Origin of the sequence: Corynebacterium doosanense CAU 212 = DSM 45436 (assembly GCF_000767055.1) — a bacterium.
In the GTDB taxonomy this organism is placed as follows: domain Bacteria; phylum Actinomycetota; class Actinomycetes; order Mycobacteriales; family Mycobacteriaceae; genus Corynebacterium; species Corynebacterium doosanense.
Window position 1 is genome coordinate 470,644 of the sequence record NZ_CP006764.1, and the last position, 15,296, is coordinate 485,939.

15 protein-coding genes are annotated in these 15,296 nt (G+C 67.6%); 9 read left to right on the forward strand and 6 right to left on the reverse strand.

Translation table 11 applies throughout. The features are described 5' to 3' along the window. Nucleotides 1-49: 49 nt before the first annotated feature. The 3 genes from CDOO_RS02400 to CDOO_RS02410 form a co-directional block, all read right to left on the reverse strand. Nucleotides 50-490: a hypothetical protein gene (locus CDOO_RS02400; RefSeq protein WP_018021348.1), complete on the reverse strand. Its 441-nt coding sequence runs from the start codon at nt 488-490 to the stop codon at nt 50-52. Beyond that, nucleotides 487-1,512 carry a hypothetical protein gene (locus tag CDOO_RS02405; RefSeq protein ID WP_052098071.1) on the reverse strand — a complete coding sequence of 342 codons (1,026 nt, stop codon included), beginning with the start codon at nt 1,510-1,512 and terminating at the stop codon, nt 487-489. Before CDOO_RS02405 ends, CDOO_RS02400 begins: the two co-directional genes overlap by 4 nt. 212 nt (nt 1,513-1,724) lie before the next feature. Further along, nucleotides 1,725-1,949: a hypothetical protein gene (locus tag CDOO_RS02410; RefSeq protein WP_020384559.1), complete on the reverse strand. Its 225-nt coding sequence runs from the start codon at nt 1,947-1,949 to the stop codon at nt 1,725-1,727. 247 nt (nt 1,950-2,196) lie between these two features. On the opposite strand from CDOO_RS02410, the gene CDOO_RS02415 reads away from it, so the two are divergent. Further along, nucleotides 2,197-2,670, forward strand: coding sequence for a hypothetical protein (locus tag CDOO_RS02415; protein ID WP_018021345.1), 474 nt, complete (start codon nt 2,197-2,199; stop codon nt 2,668-2,670). 309 nt (nt 2,671-2,979) lie between these two features. On the opposite strand, the gene erm is transcribed toward CDOO_RS02415, so the two are convergent. Next, nucleotides 2,980-3,747, reverse strand: coding sequence for a 23S ribosomal RNA methyltransferase Erm (gene erm / locus CDOO_RS02420; RefSeq protein WP_038573210.1), 768 nt, complete (start codon nt 3,745-3,747; stop codon nt 2,980-2,982). A gap of 726 nt (nt 3,748-4,473) precedes the next feature. Beyond that, on the reverse strand, nt 4,474-5,409 hold the full coding sequence (locus tag CDOO_RS02425; RefSeq protein ID WP_026159274.1) for a 1,4-dihydroxy-2-naphthoyl-CoA synthase: 936 nt from the start codon (nt 5,407-5,409) through the stop codon (nt 4,474-4,476). A gap of 40 nt (nt 5,410-5,449) precedes the next feature. Between CDOO_RS02425 and CDOO_RS02430 the strand changes: the two genes are divergently transcribed. The 8 genes from CDOO_RS02430 to CDOO_RS02465 all read left to right on the forward strand — a co-directional run bounded on the left by CDOO_RS02430 (nt 5,450) and on the right by CDOO_RS02465 (nt 14,040). Further along, complete coding sequence (locus tag CDOO_RS02430) at nt 5,450-6,055, forward strand: Type 1 glutamine amidotransferase-like domain-containing protein (protein WP_018021342.1); 606 nt, start codon at nt 5,450-5,452, stop codon at nt 6,053-6,055. Between the two features lie 92 nt (nt 6,056-6,147). Beyond that, complete coding sequence (locus tag CDOO_RS02435) at nt 6,148-7,110, forward strand: o-succinylbenzoate synthase (protein WP_051064017.1); 963 nt, start codon at nt 6,148-6,150, stop codon at nt 7,108-7,110. Continuing rightward, complete coding sequence (locus tag CDOO_RS02440; RefSeq protein ID WP_018021340.1) at nt 7,107-9,488, forward strand: excinuclease ABC subunit UvrA; 2,382 nt, start codon at nt 7,107-7,109, stop codon at nt 9,486-9,488. The genes CDOO_RS02435 and CDOO_RS02440 overlap by 4 nt, the downstream gene beginning before the upstream one ends. Before the next feature lie 36 nt (nt 9,489-9,524). Beyond that, a complete protein-coding gene (locus CDOO_RS02445; RefSeq protein WP_081610328.1) occupies nt 9,525-9,992 on the forward strand; it encodes a hypothetical protein in 468 nt (155 codons plus the stop codon). Between the two features lie 11 nt (nt 9,993-10,003). Then, on the forward strand, nt 10,004-11,641 hold the full coding sequence (gene menD, locus CDOO_RS02450) for a 2-succinyl-5-enolpyruvyl-6-hydroxy-3-cyclohexene-1-carboxylic-acid synthase (protein WP_018021338.1): 1,638 nt from the start codon (nt 10,004-10,006) through the stop codon (nt 11,639-11,641). After that, the gene (locus tag CDOO_RS02455) at nt 11,638-12,108 is read left to right on the forward strand and encodes a DUF3592 domain-containing protein (RefSeq protein ID WP_018021337.1); all 471 of its coding nucleotides are present in this window, start codon (nt 11,638-11,640) and stop codon (nt 12,106-12,108) included. The genes menD and CDOO_RS02455 overlap by 4 nt, the downstream gene beginning before the upstream one ends. A 35-nt stretch (nt 12,109-12,143) precedes the next feature. Continuing rightward, entirely contained in the window at nt 12,144-13,343 is a 1,200-nt protein-coding gene (locus CDOO_RS02460; protein WP_018021336.1) for a glycosyltransferase family 4 protein, read from the forward strand. A 10-nt stretch (nt 13,344-13,353) separates the two neighbouring features. Continuing rightward, nucleotides 13,354-14,040, forward strand: coding sequence for a demethylmenaquinone methyltransferase (locus CDOO_RS02465; protein WP_026159273.1), 687 nt, complete (start codon nt 13,354-13,356; stop codon nt 14,038-14,040). A 24-nt stretch (nt 14,041-14,064) separates the two neighbouring features. Here CDOO_RS02465 and CDOO_RS02470 read toward each other — a convergent pair whose 3' ends face one another. Further along, complete coding sequence (locus CDOO_RS02470; RefSeq protein ID WP_018021334.1) at nt 14,065-15,291, reverse strand: geranylgeranyl reductase family protein; 1,227 nt, start codon at nt 15,289-15,291, stop codon at nt 14,065-14,067. Nucleotides 15,292-15,296 lie beyond the last annotated feature (5 nt).

Genomic DNA, 15,296 nt, shown 5'->3' on the forward strand with positions numbered 1-15,296 from the left:
TCGATCAACGTGTCCGGTCAGTACAGCTAGCGCGCTGACTGGCCCCGCGCTACGCCGCCGTGCGCGCCGCCAACATTTTGCGGTGCTCGCGGTTGCTGATCCTGCGGGCGGGCAAATCGGCACCGGGGTCGATGATTGCCATCTGCCGGTGCAGCCACGCAATGAACGCGGCATACCCCGGGCCAGGGTCGTAGACGGCGGGATTCTGGCCCGCCATGCCGACCAGGGCGAGCTGATCCGGGCGCAGTACGCGCACCGCCCGGTGCACCTCCGCCATCGACGGCACCCGCCCCGCGTGGGTGATCCATAGCGCCACGGTGAGCACCGCGTCGAGGGTGTAGCGGCACTGTGGGGGCCGGCCACCGGGTCCGCGTGCCTGACGACGGGCCGCATCGAGGATGGGCCCGATGTCGGCGCGGCGGATCAGTGCCGCACACTCGGCAAGAGCGTCGTCAGTGGGGTGGTAGGCGGCATCACGGCTGGAGATCATCGCGGGCCCTCCGCCATCAGGCGCGCGGCCAGGTCGTCGATGTCGACGGCTGGCAGGTGCTCTGCCAGGTCCCCCATAGCGCGGACACCAGTAGTGCCGGTGATCGCCAGGAATGCGGTCATCGTCATGTGCGGGTGGGTAGACAGCGATACCAGCCACGCGTGCCGCAGTGCGGTGACATCGATGGTGGGCAGACCACGCTGCGACAACCACCCATTAACACGGTTCACCGCGTTGCGGTCGGACGCCCCAGGTAACACCCGGCCCTCGCCGACCTGCCTGGCCCGCTCCAGAAGCCGGGTGCTGCGCACCGTGCACAGCACGGGTGTGCGCCTGATGATCTGGCCCCGGTGGGACACATCGACGACGGCCACACGGCCCGCCGGAGTGTCCACCCCCTGCACATGGCTGCCGCACAGGACTTTGACCTGTGGCGATGTCAGGCCAGCGCCGGTGACCATGTCGAGGATCGTCACGGCCTGCTTCCGGTGGGGCTCGGGAAGGTGCGTGGTCGCGGCGTAGAGCTCCGCGACGGCTGTGGTCGTAGCCGGTGCCACCGGGCGGGGACGCGGGGCCAGCGGTACCTGCACCGCCGGATATTCCCTCGGATACAGCACCCTGCCTGCGGCATAGAGGTCAGTGCGGTACGTCCGCCTCGACCACACGCTCCCCGGGCATTGTCCATCGAGCCACGCATCCACCTTTTCCCTGGTCAGTGCTCTCTCTTCGTCGACGACGCCGTACAGCACGGCCTCGTCGTAGAGGCATGCGGCGAGGTGGCGGACCGCGGTTTCGTCGCCGCGCTCAGTACGGGGTGGGGTATGGGCCCACACCAGCGCAGCAGCCTCAATGGCGGCGTCACGAAGGGGTCCTGCGGGTCGGTTGATGCCAAAGGCGCGCAGGCGCTGCCAGCGGTCAACGTCGGGGATGGTGCGTGGCCCCAGCCGCCGGCGCACCGCGGGCACGGCGTCATGGACGGCCCCGGTGGTCTCGGTCACGAGGTCAGGAGTGGCGGCGCTCATGGCGCGGTGGCGGCCCATCACGACCACCGGGCCTTGGGCTCGGCGGGAAAGCGGTTGCAATCGGTGTTTGGGCATGTCAAAGTAGACACGTCTCCTCCTTGAAGACTGTTGCAGGTTTTAGGAGCGATTGCCGACGAGGCCCCGGCAAGGGCTGTCTCGGCCGAAGCGGTACCGACGCCAATCGGTGCCGCTTCTTTTTTGTCTGTGCGCTGCTACGCCGGGACATCACCGTCCGGCGTGAAGCCGTAGGCGCCGATGTCAGTGGCGTCGAGGATGTCGGTGAGCACCCGCGTGATCGAACAGCCGCGGCTGCGTGCGGCCAGCGTCAGATCGCGGACCATCGGTGCGGGCAGGCGCACCATCAGCCGCAAGCGCTGACTCTCGTCGACGAAGCGCGAAGCGCTGGGCCCGAATCCGCTCGGGGGAATCTCAATCACAAAAACCACCTCCCAAAAGGGCACGGTCAACAACAAAGCCCTAATGAGAGGGCTGTGAGCTGGTAAGACTCGTGCCGGGAGGTGGTCACCTGGTGCGTGGCAAGCCCCCGTGGGGGCCGCTTCCGACGTTTTCATTTTAGCGGTCTCCAGCCCGCTCCACAAGAGCAAGTCACCGCCCTGTGATTCACTGCGGGGCACCGCCTCACAAGCGGCTGACGAGTAACCGAGACCCCGAGATGGGAGAACCATGAACAACGCCGATGCCCAACTGATCAACGGGATGCCGTGCGATGAAGAGTTGCTGGAAGACCTCGGGCGGGTGCAGTGGGCCACCGCACGACTGCACTTCACGATGCGCGACACCCTCAATCTCCTCCACGGAGAACCGTCCGATGCTCCCTTCGACGAAACCCTGGGAGGAGTCAAGAAGACGCTCCGGAAACTGGCCGCCTCCGCCGGTGCCACGAGGATCGTCGAGTGGGCTGACGGTATCGGTGGGGAAGCAATCGACGTCCGCAACGCCGTGGCCCACGCAGTGACCATTACCGCCGAAGACCGTCGGCAGGCTCTGATAACCACAAGGAAACACGGTGGAAGCCGTCTCGACCGGGACGCACTACGTGAGACGACAGCCCTTCTGATTCAGGCTGCACGTGACCTGACGACCGCCCGAGACGCCGAGCAGCCCACTAAGTCGCAGGCTCCCAAGGGTGACAGCTAGCACTTTTGTCCTTCACTCCCTGATGCCCCGGTTACAGCCTTAACGTGATTCAGGTGGCCCAAGTCCGTCCAGGCTGTCACCAGCGCACGCCGGCGGCGTGGGCATGCCGTGTCGCCCCCCGCTCAGCGGGGCACACAAGAAGGAAGCCATCTGGAACGTCAGCAGTCCGCCCCTATTTGGACCAGTGCATCCGAGAGCACTCGCGGGGTGGCTCGTCCAGGTAGCGTCGCGGACCTTTCTCGTTACGGCATCCAGGCCGAGAACCAGTAACTCGTCCTGACCTCTGCCATTTGCAATACCAAGACGGAGTTACCCCCCACTCTCGAAGAGGCTGACCATCTGTGCCACGGACAGGTCGGAAGGAAGCATGGTGGGGCGAACTCCAGATCTCTCAGCCCACGCCCGCGCCGCCTGACGTGAGGGGAGGATTCTCGCTCGTGTCACGATTTCCACGACACCGCGACCTCGCCCCGTATAGACGGCGTGTACGAGGGCGTGGAACGACTTGCGCTTTCCAGTTGGCACCAGAGGTGTTGACCGGCGCCGGATGTGCAGAATGCCGCCATCCACACTGGGGCGGGGTTCGAACGCCGCCCGGGGGACTCGTTCGCCAAGCTCAAAGGTGAACCACGGTGCCCACTGGGCCGTCATCATGGTCGAAGCTCCGACGCCGGCACGTCGGCGGGCAACCTCCCATTGCATGAGGAGAACGGCATCGGTCCAGGCAGGAGCGCGCATGAGGCGCCGCAGTATGGCGGTTGTGATGTGAAAGGGGATGTTGCCCACGATCACATGGGGGTGCGTAGGCAGGCGGTATCGCAGGAAGTCGTCATTGATGACGGTGACAGTGGGGTCAAGCACGCGACGCAGCGACTTTGCCAGCTTGGGATCGATCTCCACGGCAGTGAGGGGCCGTCCTGTGCGGAGTAGTGGACGAGTTAGCGCGCCGCTGCCGGGCCCTATCTCAACTATGGGGCCGGTGGTAGCCTCCACGCGCCTCAATACAGAGGCGATGACCTGGGAATCGGTAAGGAAATTCTGGCCGTGTTCATGACGGCCGTGGGAATATGCAGACAAGGGATGCTCCGAGAATGAGTGTTCTGGAGCCGGGCATGGGAAAAAGACCGCCCGGCTCATTGCCGGAGCGGCGACCGTTACGCGAAGGTCGACCGCTTTTAGCGGTTGCGACGCAACCGCAGCGAAGCGGTTCCCAAAATCAACATGCCGTTGACGATACCAACTACCGACTCCCATGGGCAATTGCCTGCCAACGGTCGATTTCACCTTGGCATGCTGTCGTTTCCAGTCCCGGGATGGCACTACCCTCCCGCCGAGAAGTAGTCCCGACCTCACGCGACCCCCGGTTGTGCTTGCGCCCGTAGTGCCAGCCAACCCCCGCTGGCTCTACGCTGCCGAGCATCATCAACGGGCCACCGCCTTGAGCGGTCAAGAAGCGGACCCCATCCACGGTATCCCTCCGGCTTCCTGACTACTCGCAGGCCAATACCGACAAAACATCGCCGCCCCGGTCGCATAGCTACACTCAAGAAGAGTCCTCAACTTACGGAATACTCCAAATGCACGCCTTTGTACGAGCTTGTGCCTGCCGACAATGACGATTCGGTACCTGCTCGTCATTGTCGCCGAAGTTCCCTCGCCCTTACCCCGGCAGCACCTGCACACGGGGAGGCCCCGGAAAGCACCCGCAACTGCCGCCAGTGGACGAAGTCCGTCAGTCCGTCGCGGCGCTCTTCACCTAGGAGACCGGCACATCCACTCGATCAACGTCTCCGGTCAGTACACCTAGTAATAGAACGGGAACTCGTCCCAGTTGGGCTCGCGCTTCTCCAGGAACGCCTCCTTGCCCTCCACCGCCTCGTCCGTCATGTACGCCAGGCGGGTCGCCTCTCCGGCGAAGACCTGCTGGCCCATGAGCCCGTCGTCGGCGAGGTTGAAGGCGAACTTCAGCATGCGCTGGGCCTGCGGAGACTTCCCGTTGATCTCCCGCGCAGCCTGGATCGCCTCCTCCTCCAGCTGACCGTGATCGGCCACGATGTTGACCGCGCCCATGCGGTGCATGTCCTCGGCCGAGTACGTGCGGCCCAGGAAGAAGATCTCGCGGGCATTCTTCTGGCCGACCATCTTGGCCAGGTAGGCCGAGCCGTAACCGGCGTCGAAGGATCCCACGTCAGCGTCGGTCTGTTTGAACCGCGCCTCCTGCCGGGAGGCGATGGTGAGGTCACAGACCACATGCAGGGAATGCCCGCCGCCGGCGGCCCAGCCATTGACCACGGCGATGACCAACTTCGGCATGGTGCGGATCAGCCGCTGCACCTCGAGGATGTGCAGCCGCCCACCCTCGGCCTTCGCGCGGTTGACGTCCACCGTCTCCGAGGTCTCCCCCTCGGCGTACTGGTAACCCGAGCGGCCGCGGATGCGCTGGTCGCCGCCCGAGCAGAAGGCCCAGCCGCCGTCCTTCTCGCTGGGGCCGTTGCCGGTGAGGAGAACCACGCCGACCGACGCGTCGCGACGCGCGTGGTCCAGCGCCCGGTAGAGCTCGTCCACGCTGTGCGGGCGGAAGGCGTTACGCACCTCGGGGCGGTCGAAGGCAATGCGCACGATGCCGTCCTTGCGGGAGGCGCCCACGTGCCGGTGATAGGTGATGTCGGTGAGGCCCTCGAAGCCCTCGACGACACGCCACTGCTCGGGATCAAACGGTTGCTCGGTGCTGTAGGTCATACCCCGGGAGTCTAGATCGGCGGGCATAGGATTCGATGTCATGAAGCTTCTTCTCACCTCCATGGGCCATGAACTTGTCGGAGAGCTGGTCTCGGGCCGCATCGCGTACGTCTCCGATGCGGCACGATCCTTCGCGGATCTCCCGGAACACGCCGAGTGGGTCAACGTCGAACGTGACATGCTGCGCGCGGCGGGTCTGGAAATCGTGGAGCTGCCGCTGGCTGAGACCTCTCCCCAGGAGACCGACCGTATCCTCTCCGAAGTCGATGCCGTCTACGTCGCCGGCGGGGAAACCTTCGACCTGCTGTGGGTGCTGCGCTCCACGGGCAACGACGAGGTGCTGCTCCGGCACGTCCGTGCCGGGCTGACGTACGTCGGCTGCAGCGCCGGGTCGGTCATCGCCGGGCCGAGTATCGAACCGGTGAGCCTGCTGGATTCGCCGTCGAAGGCACCCGAGCTGACCGATTACACGGGGCTGGGACTCACCGAACACGTGGTCATCCCGCACGCCGGCGGGACCGCCCCGCCCTTCCCCATTGAGGTGTTCGCCGAGACCGTCCGCCAGTACGGAGAGGCATGGCCGCTGGTGCTGCTTCGCGACGGCCAGGCCCTGCTCATCGACGACACCGGCACCCGCCTGGTGTGACACACGCGGCGCGGCCCACTCCGGATACACTCGCCCCGGTGAAACCGTCTGTAGAAGAGATCCTCGAGCGCTCCCACGTGGTGGCGCTGCCCATGGCCGTGAAATTCCGCGGCGTGACCACCCGCGAGGCGCTGCTCATCGACGGCCCCGCCGGCTGGGGCGAGTTCTCGCCCTTCCTCGAGTACGGCCCGCAGGAGTCCTCCGCGTGGCTGCGCGCCGGGATCGAGGCCGCCTACCAGGGTTTTCCGGAACCCAAGCGCGCAAAAATAGAGGTCAACGCCACCATCCCCGCCGTCGGGCCCGGTGAGGTCGAGGACGTCATCGCCCGCTACCCGGGCTGCCGGGTGTTCAAGGTCAAGGCCGCGGAGCCGGGGCAGAGCCTCGCAGACGACATCGCCCGGGTACAGGCCGTCCGGGACATCGTCCCCCGGGCGAAGATCCGCGTCGACGCCAACACCAACTGGAGTGTGGCGCAGGCGGTGGAGGCCGCGAAGTCCCTGGGCCCGCTCGACTACATGGAGCAGCCCGTCGCCACCATCGACGAGCTTCGCGAGGTACGCATGACCCTCCAACGCTCCGGCGTCTTCTGCCGCGTGGCCGCGGACGAATCCATTCGCAAGGAATCCGACCCCTACCTCGTGGCCGAGAAGCAGGCGGCGGACGTCGCGGTGGTCAAGGTCGCCCCCCTCGGGGGTGTGCGCCGGACCATTGATCTGGCCGCGGACCTGCACGAACGATGGATGGACATCACGGTCGCATCCGCCCTGGACACGGCCGTGGGCATCAACGCCGGCCTCGCCGCAGTGGCCGCGCTCCCGGGTTTCGAGGACGACGAGGGCATCGACGTCACCCCGAACGCCGCGGGTCTGGCCACCCAGCGCCTGTTCGCCGAGGACGTCACCGAGCCGCGCGAGCTCATCGACGGCTTCTTCGATGTCACCCCGCAGACACCCGACGCTGCCCGCCTGGCCGAGCTCGCCGCGCCTGCCGCGCGCCGGGACTGGTGGTTCGACCGCGTGCGCGAGACGCACGGGCACCTACACTCGCGGCAATGATCAAGGTCCGCGACGCCCACCTGCACAATCTCCGACACGTCAGCGTAGAACTCCCGAGAAACCAGCTGGTCGCTGTGACGGGGGTGTCGGGCTCGGGCAAGTCGAGCCTGGCGTTCGGCACCATCCACGGCGAGGCCCAGCGTCGATATTTCGAATCCGTCGCCCCGTTCGCCCGCCGACTCATCGGCTCGGCGACCGATCCCAAGGTCGAGGCCATCGAGGGCCTGCCGCCGTCGGTGGCCCTCCAGCAGAACACCAGCGCCGGCGGCGCGCGTTCCACGGTGGGCACCGTCTCCACCATGTCCAACACGGTCCGGCTCCTGTACTCGCGGGTGGGGGACTACCCGGCGGGCCAGGACATCATCTATTCGGACGGTTTCAGCCCTAACACGCAGGCGGGCATGTGCCCCGACTGTCAGGGAACCGGGGTCATTCATGAGCCGACGGAAGAAAGTATGGTGCCCGATCCGTCGATAAGCATCAATGACGGCGCCATCCGGGCCTGGCCCGGCGCGTGGGCGGGCAAGAACTTCCGGGACATCCTCGATGTACTGGGCATTCCCATGGACACGCCGTGGCGGGAGATCCCCCGTGAGACCCGCGACTGGATCCTCTTCACCGACGAGGAGCCCGTGGTCACCGTCAAGCCCGAGCGCGGTTCCGACCAGGTGACCAAGGAGTACCAGGGGCGGTGGCGCTCGGTGGCGAAGTACCTGCGCCGCACGTTCGCGGAGACGGAGTCGGACACGCTGCGCCGCCGCACGGTCTCGTTCATGGAGGCCGCCACCTGTCCCACGTGCGGCGGCCGCCGCCTCACCCCGGAAGCGCTGGCGGTGACGTACCTGGGCATGCCCATCGACGAGTTCTCCGCACGCACGCTCACGCAGCTGAAGGAGCTTATCGACGCCCGCCTCAACACATCGCACGAAGCAGAGCGGCTGTTGCTCCAGTCCCTTGCCCCGATCCTCGAGTCGAGCCTGGAACTCGGCCTCGGTCACCTGTCGCTGGATCGCCCGGCCCGGACGCTGTCGGCCGGTGAACTGCAGCGCATCCGCCTGGCCGCGCAGCTGCGCACCGGGCTGTTCGGCGTGCTCTACGTGCTGGACGAGCCGTCCGCTGGGCTGCACCCGGTGGAGCGCGAGGCCGTCACGAGGATCGCCCGGCGGTTCATCGACCAGGGCAACAGCGTCATCCTCGTCGAACACGACATGGATCTGGTCGCCGGGGCGGACTGGCTCGTGGACGTCGGGCCGGCCGCCGGTGAGGGTGGCGGCGAGATCATTTACTCCGGACCGATGGCCGAGCGAAGCGGGGATTCGCCGACGATGCGGGCCCTGGCCAAGCGCACGATCGACCCGAAAGCCACACCGCGAAAGGCGTCCGGCCAGCTGGAGCTGCGCGGGGTGCGCTCCCACACCGTCGACGGGTTGGACGTCGCCTTCGGGCTGGGGCAGTTCACGGCCATCGCCGGGGTCTCCGGCTCGGGCAAAACCACCCTGCTCAGGGCGGTGGCCGAGGTACTCAGCTCGCGCGACGCCGGGATGGACGAGGACACCGAGCCGACCGGGCAGAGCGTGGAGAATCACTCCGGCGCGGATGCCGTTGACCGGCTCGTGAGCATCACGCAGAAACCCATCGGGCGCACGCCGCGCTCGTGTCTGGCCACCTACACCGGCCTGTTCGACCGGGTGCGCAAGCTCTTCGCGGCGACCCCGGAGGCGAAGTCGCGCGGCTGGGGAGTCGGCCGGTTCTCCTACAACGTCAAGCAGGGGCAGTGCCCCACCTGCGGCGGCGAGGGGCAGATCGAGGTCGAGCTGGTGTTCCTCCCGGGGTCGTACTCCACCTGCCCGACCTGCGAGGGAAGACGCTACAACGACGAGACCCTGGAGGTGACCTGGCACGACCTGAGCATCGCCGACGTACTGAACCTCACTGTCAACGAGGCCGCCGAGGTCTTCGCCGATGAGGATGCGGTGGCCCGGTCGATCCGTGCGCTGCAGGCCGTGGGGCTGGGGTACCTCCGCCTCGGGCAGGGTGCGCCGGAGCTGTCCGGCGGCGAGGCCCAGCGCATCAAACTCGCCACCGAGCTCCAGCGCTCCCGGCGCGGACACACCGTCTACCTGCTGGATGAGCCCACGACCGGGCTGCACCCCGCCGATGCCGCGTTGCTGGTCACGGAGCTGGAGCGGCTCGTTGACGCAGGTGAGACGGTCATTCTGGTGGAACACGACCTGGCCACCATCGCCCGCGCCGACCGTGTCATCGAGATGGGCCCGGGCGCCGGTTTCGACGGCGGGCGCATCGTCGCGGACGCCACCCCGGCTGCCCTCGCTTCGGCGGACACCCCGACGGGCCAAGCAATTAACCAGAGAACTTAGGGGAAATTCGCAGAAGTTCCGTTTATGGTCTGGGTTATGAATCAGCGTAGAGACGATGACGAGACCCGCATCTTCGGCAGTGAGCCCCGCCAGTATTTCCCGGGGGAACACGATCCCCAGTATCAGCAGCCGCAGTACCAGGAGCCGCAATATCAGCAGCCTCAATATCAGGAACCGCAGTACCAGGCCGAGGCGCCCCGTCGCTCCGGTGGTTGGGCCCTCATCCTGGGGATTCTCCTGGGCCTGGCGATCCTCGCGGCCGCCGTCCTGTTCTTCATGTGGCGCTCCGCGGCCGAGGAGGCCAATCAGCCGCCGCCGGCCCCGGTCACAGAGACCGTGGTCACCACTGCGCCCCCGGTGACCACGACGGTGACGGAGGATCCCGGTTTCAGCCTGCCCACGAGCAACCTGCCCACGGAGTCCCTGCCGGACAGCGCGGATGTCGAGGCCTGGCTCAATGACTTGCTGGGCGGCAACGAACCGGTTCCGGCGCCTGCCCAGTAAGGTTGGGATACATGTCCCAACCTGCTTCGATCGTTCTCGCCCAGGCCCTCGCGGCGCAGTTGTCCCGCCATCTCACGGACGTGGTGCTCTGCCCCGGTTCCCGCAATTCTCCGCTGTCCCTGGCGCTCATCGCGCAGCAGAGGCTACGGGTGCATACGCGTATCGACGAGCGTTCAGCCGCCTTCCTCGCCCTCGGCATGGCGCGGGTCCAGGGTCGGCATGTCGCTGTGGTCACCACGTCCGGCACGGCGGTCGCCAACTGCCTCCCCGCGATGGTCGAGTCGGCACACAGCCACACGCCGTTGCTGATGATCAGCGCGGACCGCCCGCGTCGACTGGTGGGCACGGGCGCGTCGCAGACCATTGAGCAGGTGGGAATCTTCGGGACCGTCGCGGAGACGATCCAGGTGGAGGAGACCTCCGACATCTCCCGGGTCGCGCAGGCGCTGACCAGGGAGACGACGGTGCACGTCAACGTCGCCCTCGATACGCCGCTTGTCGGCGAGGAGCTGCCCGAGGGTGACACCGCCCGGGTCATGCGGCTCGCGCCCTTCAATCCCCGGGTCGACCACGGTGAGGTCGAGCTCGACCTCACCCGGGACACCCTGGTCATCGCCGGCGACGAGGCCTGGGAGGTCGTGGGGCTGGAGGACGTGCCCACGATCGCCGAGCCCACCGCCCCGGCGCCGTTTCGGCCGGTGCATCCGTTGGCCGCGGCGATCTTCCTGCGCGGCGAGATCTCCACGTCCGGGTCCAGCACCTACGCGGAGTACGTGGCCAGGACCAAACCCGAGCAGATCGTGGTCGTCGGCCATCCCACGCTCCACCGCCCGGTGCTGCAGCTGCTCGCTGACCCGGACATCGAGGTCACCGTGCTCACCCGCACGTCCACGATTACGGACCCCGCCGGCAACGCCGCCCACGTGGGATCGCGGGTGAAGGTCACCGGCCAGCCACGCAAGCAGTGGCTGAGCCTGTGTGCGGAGGCGGCACAGCTCGCCGCGGACACCGTGCGGGAGGCGCTCGCCGACGAGTCCCACGGTTTCACCGGCCTGCACGTCGCGGCGGCGCTGACCGACGGTCTTGGCGTGGGGGACACGGTCGTGCTCGGGGCGTCCAACCCCGTGCGGGACGCGTCCCTCGCCGGGCTTCCGTTCGGCGGCCTGGACACCTTCGCCCCCCGGGGCGCCGCGGGTATCGACGGCACCGTATCCCAGGCCGTCGGAGTTGCCCTGGCCACGCAGTCACGTGACCCGGAGGCGGTCCGCGCACCCCGCACGGTGGCGCTGCTGGGGGACGTGACGTTCCTGCACGACGTCGGCGGCCTGCTCATCGGGCCGGAGCAGCCGACCCCCGAGAACCTCACCATCGTGGTGGCCAACGACGACGGCTGTGGCATCTTCGAGTCCCTGGAGATCGGGGCGGAGGGCCTGCGGGACTCATTCGAGCAGGCCTTCGGCACGCCGCACGGCATGGACCTGGCTGCCCTGTGTGACGCGTACGGAGTGCGGCACCGGGCCGTCGATACGCTTCCCGAGCTCATCATGACGTTGGAGGACTCCGTCGAAGAGCCCGCTGGTTTCCAGGTGATCGAGGCCGTGACCACCCGGGGGACACGAAGGGCGCTGGACGCGGCGCTGTCCCTGTGAGGGTCCGGCGGGAGACCGTCCGGAGACGGCTGCACCAGCTGGTCATGGCGCTGCTCGCGTGCGCACTGCTCGGGGCCGTGGCCATGGTGGCCGGATCCGCGATCAACGACCGCACGATCAGCGCGAATCCCGGCCGGGCGATGGCGACCGTCACCGGGGAGAGCCTGCTCCGGACGACGGTGGACTACCAGGATGACCAGGGGGTCTACCACTCGCCACCCGGCGGGCTGCTCTATCCCACGGGGATCGGCCCCGGCCAGAATGTCTGGGTGACGTACGCCAAGTCGGACCCCGACCTGGTGAAGGTCGAGGGGAGACGGTGGACGTTGTCCATCGTTCCGGCGCTCAGTGTGGTGGTGGTGTCCGTCGTGCTCGCCGTACTACTGTGGGGGCTTGTCAACTGGGCTACCGCAGCGACGAGGAACTATCGGTCACCCAGGTTTAGCGGAGAGGAAACCCGAGCTTAACGCGGAGTTTTCTTTGATGAGGGAGGATCAGGGTTATGCGTGTAGCTATCGTGGCGGAGTCGTTTCTTCCCAATGTCAACGGAGTGACCAATTCGGTGCTCCGGGTGCTGGAGCACCTCAAGTCCGAGGGTCATGACGCGGTCGTTATCGCCCCGGGTGCACGCGACCACCAGGAGGAGATCCCGGATTACCTGGGATTCCCCATCGTCCGCGTTCCCACCGTCCGCGTCCCGCTCATTGACTCGCTCCCCATCGGCGTCCCCAACACCGCGGTGTACGAGACCCTGGTGGAGTACCGCCCCGACGTCGTGCACCTGGCCAGCCCCTTTGTGCTCGGCGGCTCGGGTTCCTTCGCGGCCCGGCAGCTGAAGATCCCGACCGTCGCGCTCTATCAGACCGACGTCGCGGGATTCGCCACCAAGTACCACCTCGGCCCGCTCGCCACCGCGGCCTGGGAGTGGACCCGGACGATCCACAACCAGTGCCAGCTCACCCTCGCGCCGTCGTCGGAGACCATCGCCGACCTTGAGCGCCACGGCATTCAGAACGTGCATCACTGGGGGCGCGGCGTGGACACCGTGCGCTTCGACCCCACCAAGCGGGACCGGGCGCTGCGCAAGTCCTGGGATCCCTCCGGGCGCAAGAAGATCGTCGGCTTCGTCGGCCGCCTGGCCCCCGAGAAGGGCGTCCACCGCCTCTACTCCGTCGCCGGCCGCCCGGACATCCAGCTGGTCATCGTGGGTGACGGCCCGTCCCGCGCCGAACTGCAGTCCCGGATGCCGGGGGCGATCTTCACCGGTGCGCTCGGCGGGGAGGAACTGGCCAAGGCCTACGCCTCCCTGGACCTGTTTGTGCACGCGGGCGAGTTCGAGACCTTCTGCCAGGCCATCCAGGAGGCCCAGGCCTCGGGCGTGCCCACCATCGGCCCCCGCGCCGGCGGACCCGTCGACCTCATCAACGAGGGGATCAACGGACTGCTGCTCGACGTGGACACCTTCGCCGAGGACCTGCCCGCGGCCGTGGACTGGATCCTCGACGACTCCCGCCACGCCACCCTCCAGGCCGGTGCCCGGGAGTCCGTCGCCGGCAAGTCCTGGCATGCGCTCGGCGTGCAGATCGTCGGCTACTACGAGCAGGCCATCGAGGCCGCCCGGACCGCGCCGCGCAGCATCTTCGGTCGCCGGGTCGAACTGCCGGCCTGGGTCTCCCGCGCCTCCCACGGGCGGGTCGCTTAGACTTGCCCGCGTGGCAAGAGCAGACCTGGACAAACAACCCTTCGATGTCGCGTCGATGTTCAACGACGTCGGCGAGAAGTACGACCTCACCAACACCGTCATCTCCTTCGGGCAGGACCGGCGTTGGCGGCGTCGCACCCGGGAACGGCTGAACCTGAGCCCCGGGGAAAAGGTGCTCGACGTCGCGGCCGGCACCGCTGTCTCCACCGTGGAGCTGGCCAAGTCCGGCGCCTGGTGTGTGGCCTGCGACTTCTCGCCGGGAATGCTCGCCGCCGGCAAACACCGCGACGTGCCCAAGGTCGTGAGCGATGCCATGCACCTACCCTTCGCGGACGAGACTTTCGATGCCGTCACCATCACCTACGGGCTGCGCAACGTGCACGACTACCGCGCCGCCCTGCGGGAGTTCGCCCGGGTGACCAAACCCGGCGGGCGGCTGAACATCAACGAGTTCTCCACGCCGGTCGTGCCCGTGTTCGGCACCGTGTACAAGGAGTACCTCACCCGTCTGCTGCCGAAGATGGCGCGCGTGGTCTCCTCCAACCCGGCCTCCTACGAGTACCTCGCGGAGTCGATCCGGGCCTGGCCTGGCCAGGAGGAACTCGCTGCAGAGATCAACCGGAACGGCTGGGACGAGGCGGGCTGGCAGAACCTGTCGCTCGGCATCGTGGCCATGCACTCGGCGGTCAAGGCCTAAAGCTCAAGGCCTAAAGCTAAAGGCCTAGCTCCAGAGCGGGCTGCCTCGCCGGGCGAGCGACACTGCGTGTCCGCCGGTGCGCCACAGTCGGGCCATGAGGTCCCTGTCCTCGTCGGTGACCAGGTTGGCCATCAACCGGGCGGCCGCGGGCATGAGTGCCGCGCCCACGGGCCCGCGCAGCGCCAGCGGGCCGACCGCCGGCAGGAATTTCGGGTAGGTGAGCAGCCGGGCGGCCGTGCGGGCCAGGAGGAACGCCTCCCCGTACTGCTCCCGCAACAGCGCGGGCCAGGCCGACCGCAGGTCGTCGCCCGAGCCCAGTAGGTTGACGGCGAGGTCGGCCATCTCCAGCCCGTAGTCGATTCCCTCGCCGTTGAGCGGGTTCACCCCGGCCGCGGCGTCGCCGATGATGAGCCAGTTCTCACCTGCGACGTTCGACACCGCGCCGCCCATGGGCAGCAACGCGGAGGCCACCGCCTGCGGCTGGCCGAGGCCCCACTCCTCGCGCAGCGTATCCGTGTAGTGCGTGAGCAGCTTCTTGGTGTTGAGCTTCGCCGGCCGGGCAGTGGTGGAGAGTGCCCCGCAGCCGAGGTTGAGGCGGCCGTCGCCCAGCGGAAAGACCCAGCCGTAGCCGGGCTGGAGGGTGCCGGCGGCGTCGCGAAGTTCCACGTGGGAATGCATCCAGGGCTCCGTGCTGCGCGGCGAGTCGACGTAGGAGCGGGCGGCAATGCCGTAGACCTCGCCCTGGTGCCACTTACGACCGAGTGCTTTGCCGAAGGTGGAACGCACCCCGTCCGCGACGATCACCCACTTCGCGCGGATCTGGCGCTCTTCGACGGTGAATTCGGTGAGCCGGCCGTCTGTGACCACGGGGGAGTGTGCGGTGGCGGAGGTCATCAGGGTCGCCCCGCGCTCGGCGGCCGTGCGGGCGAGCAGCTCGTCGAAGCGGGTCCGGGGCATGGCTGATCCCACCCGGCCGTAGGCGCTGTCGGGCCAGGGGGCCGTCACCGATCCCCCGTAGCCGTGCAGTTTGAGGCCATGGTTGGCGTAGTGCGAGGTCAACGTGTGGGCCAGTCCCAGCTTGGCCAACTCGTGGATCGCCCGCGGGGTGAGGCCGTCGCCGCAGGTCTTGTCGCGCCCTAGCTCCCCCGATTCCAGGAGGAGGACGTCGTGTCCGGCGGCTACGCCGTGGATGGCGGCCGCGGAACCGGCGGGGCCGGCGCCGATGACCACCAGATCGTAGAACTGCTTCATGGGCG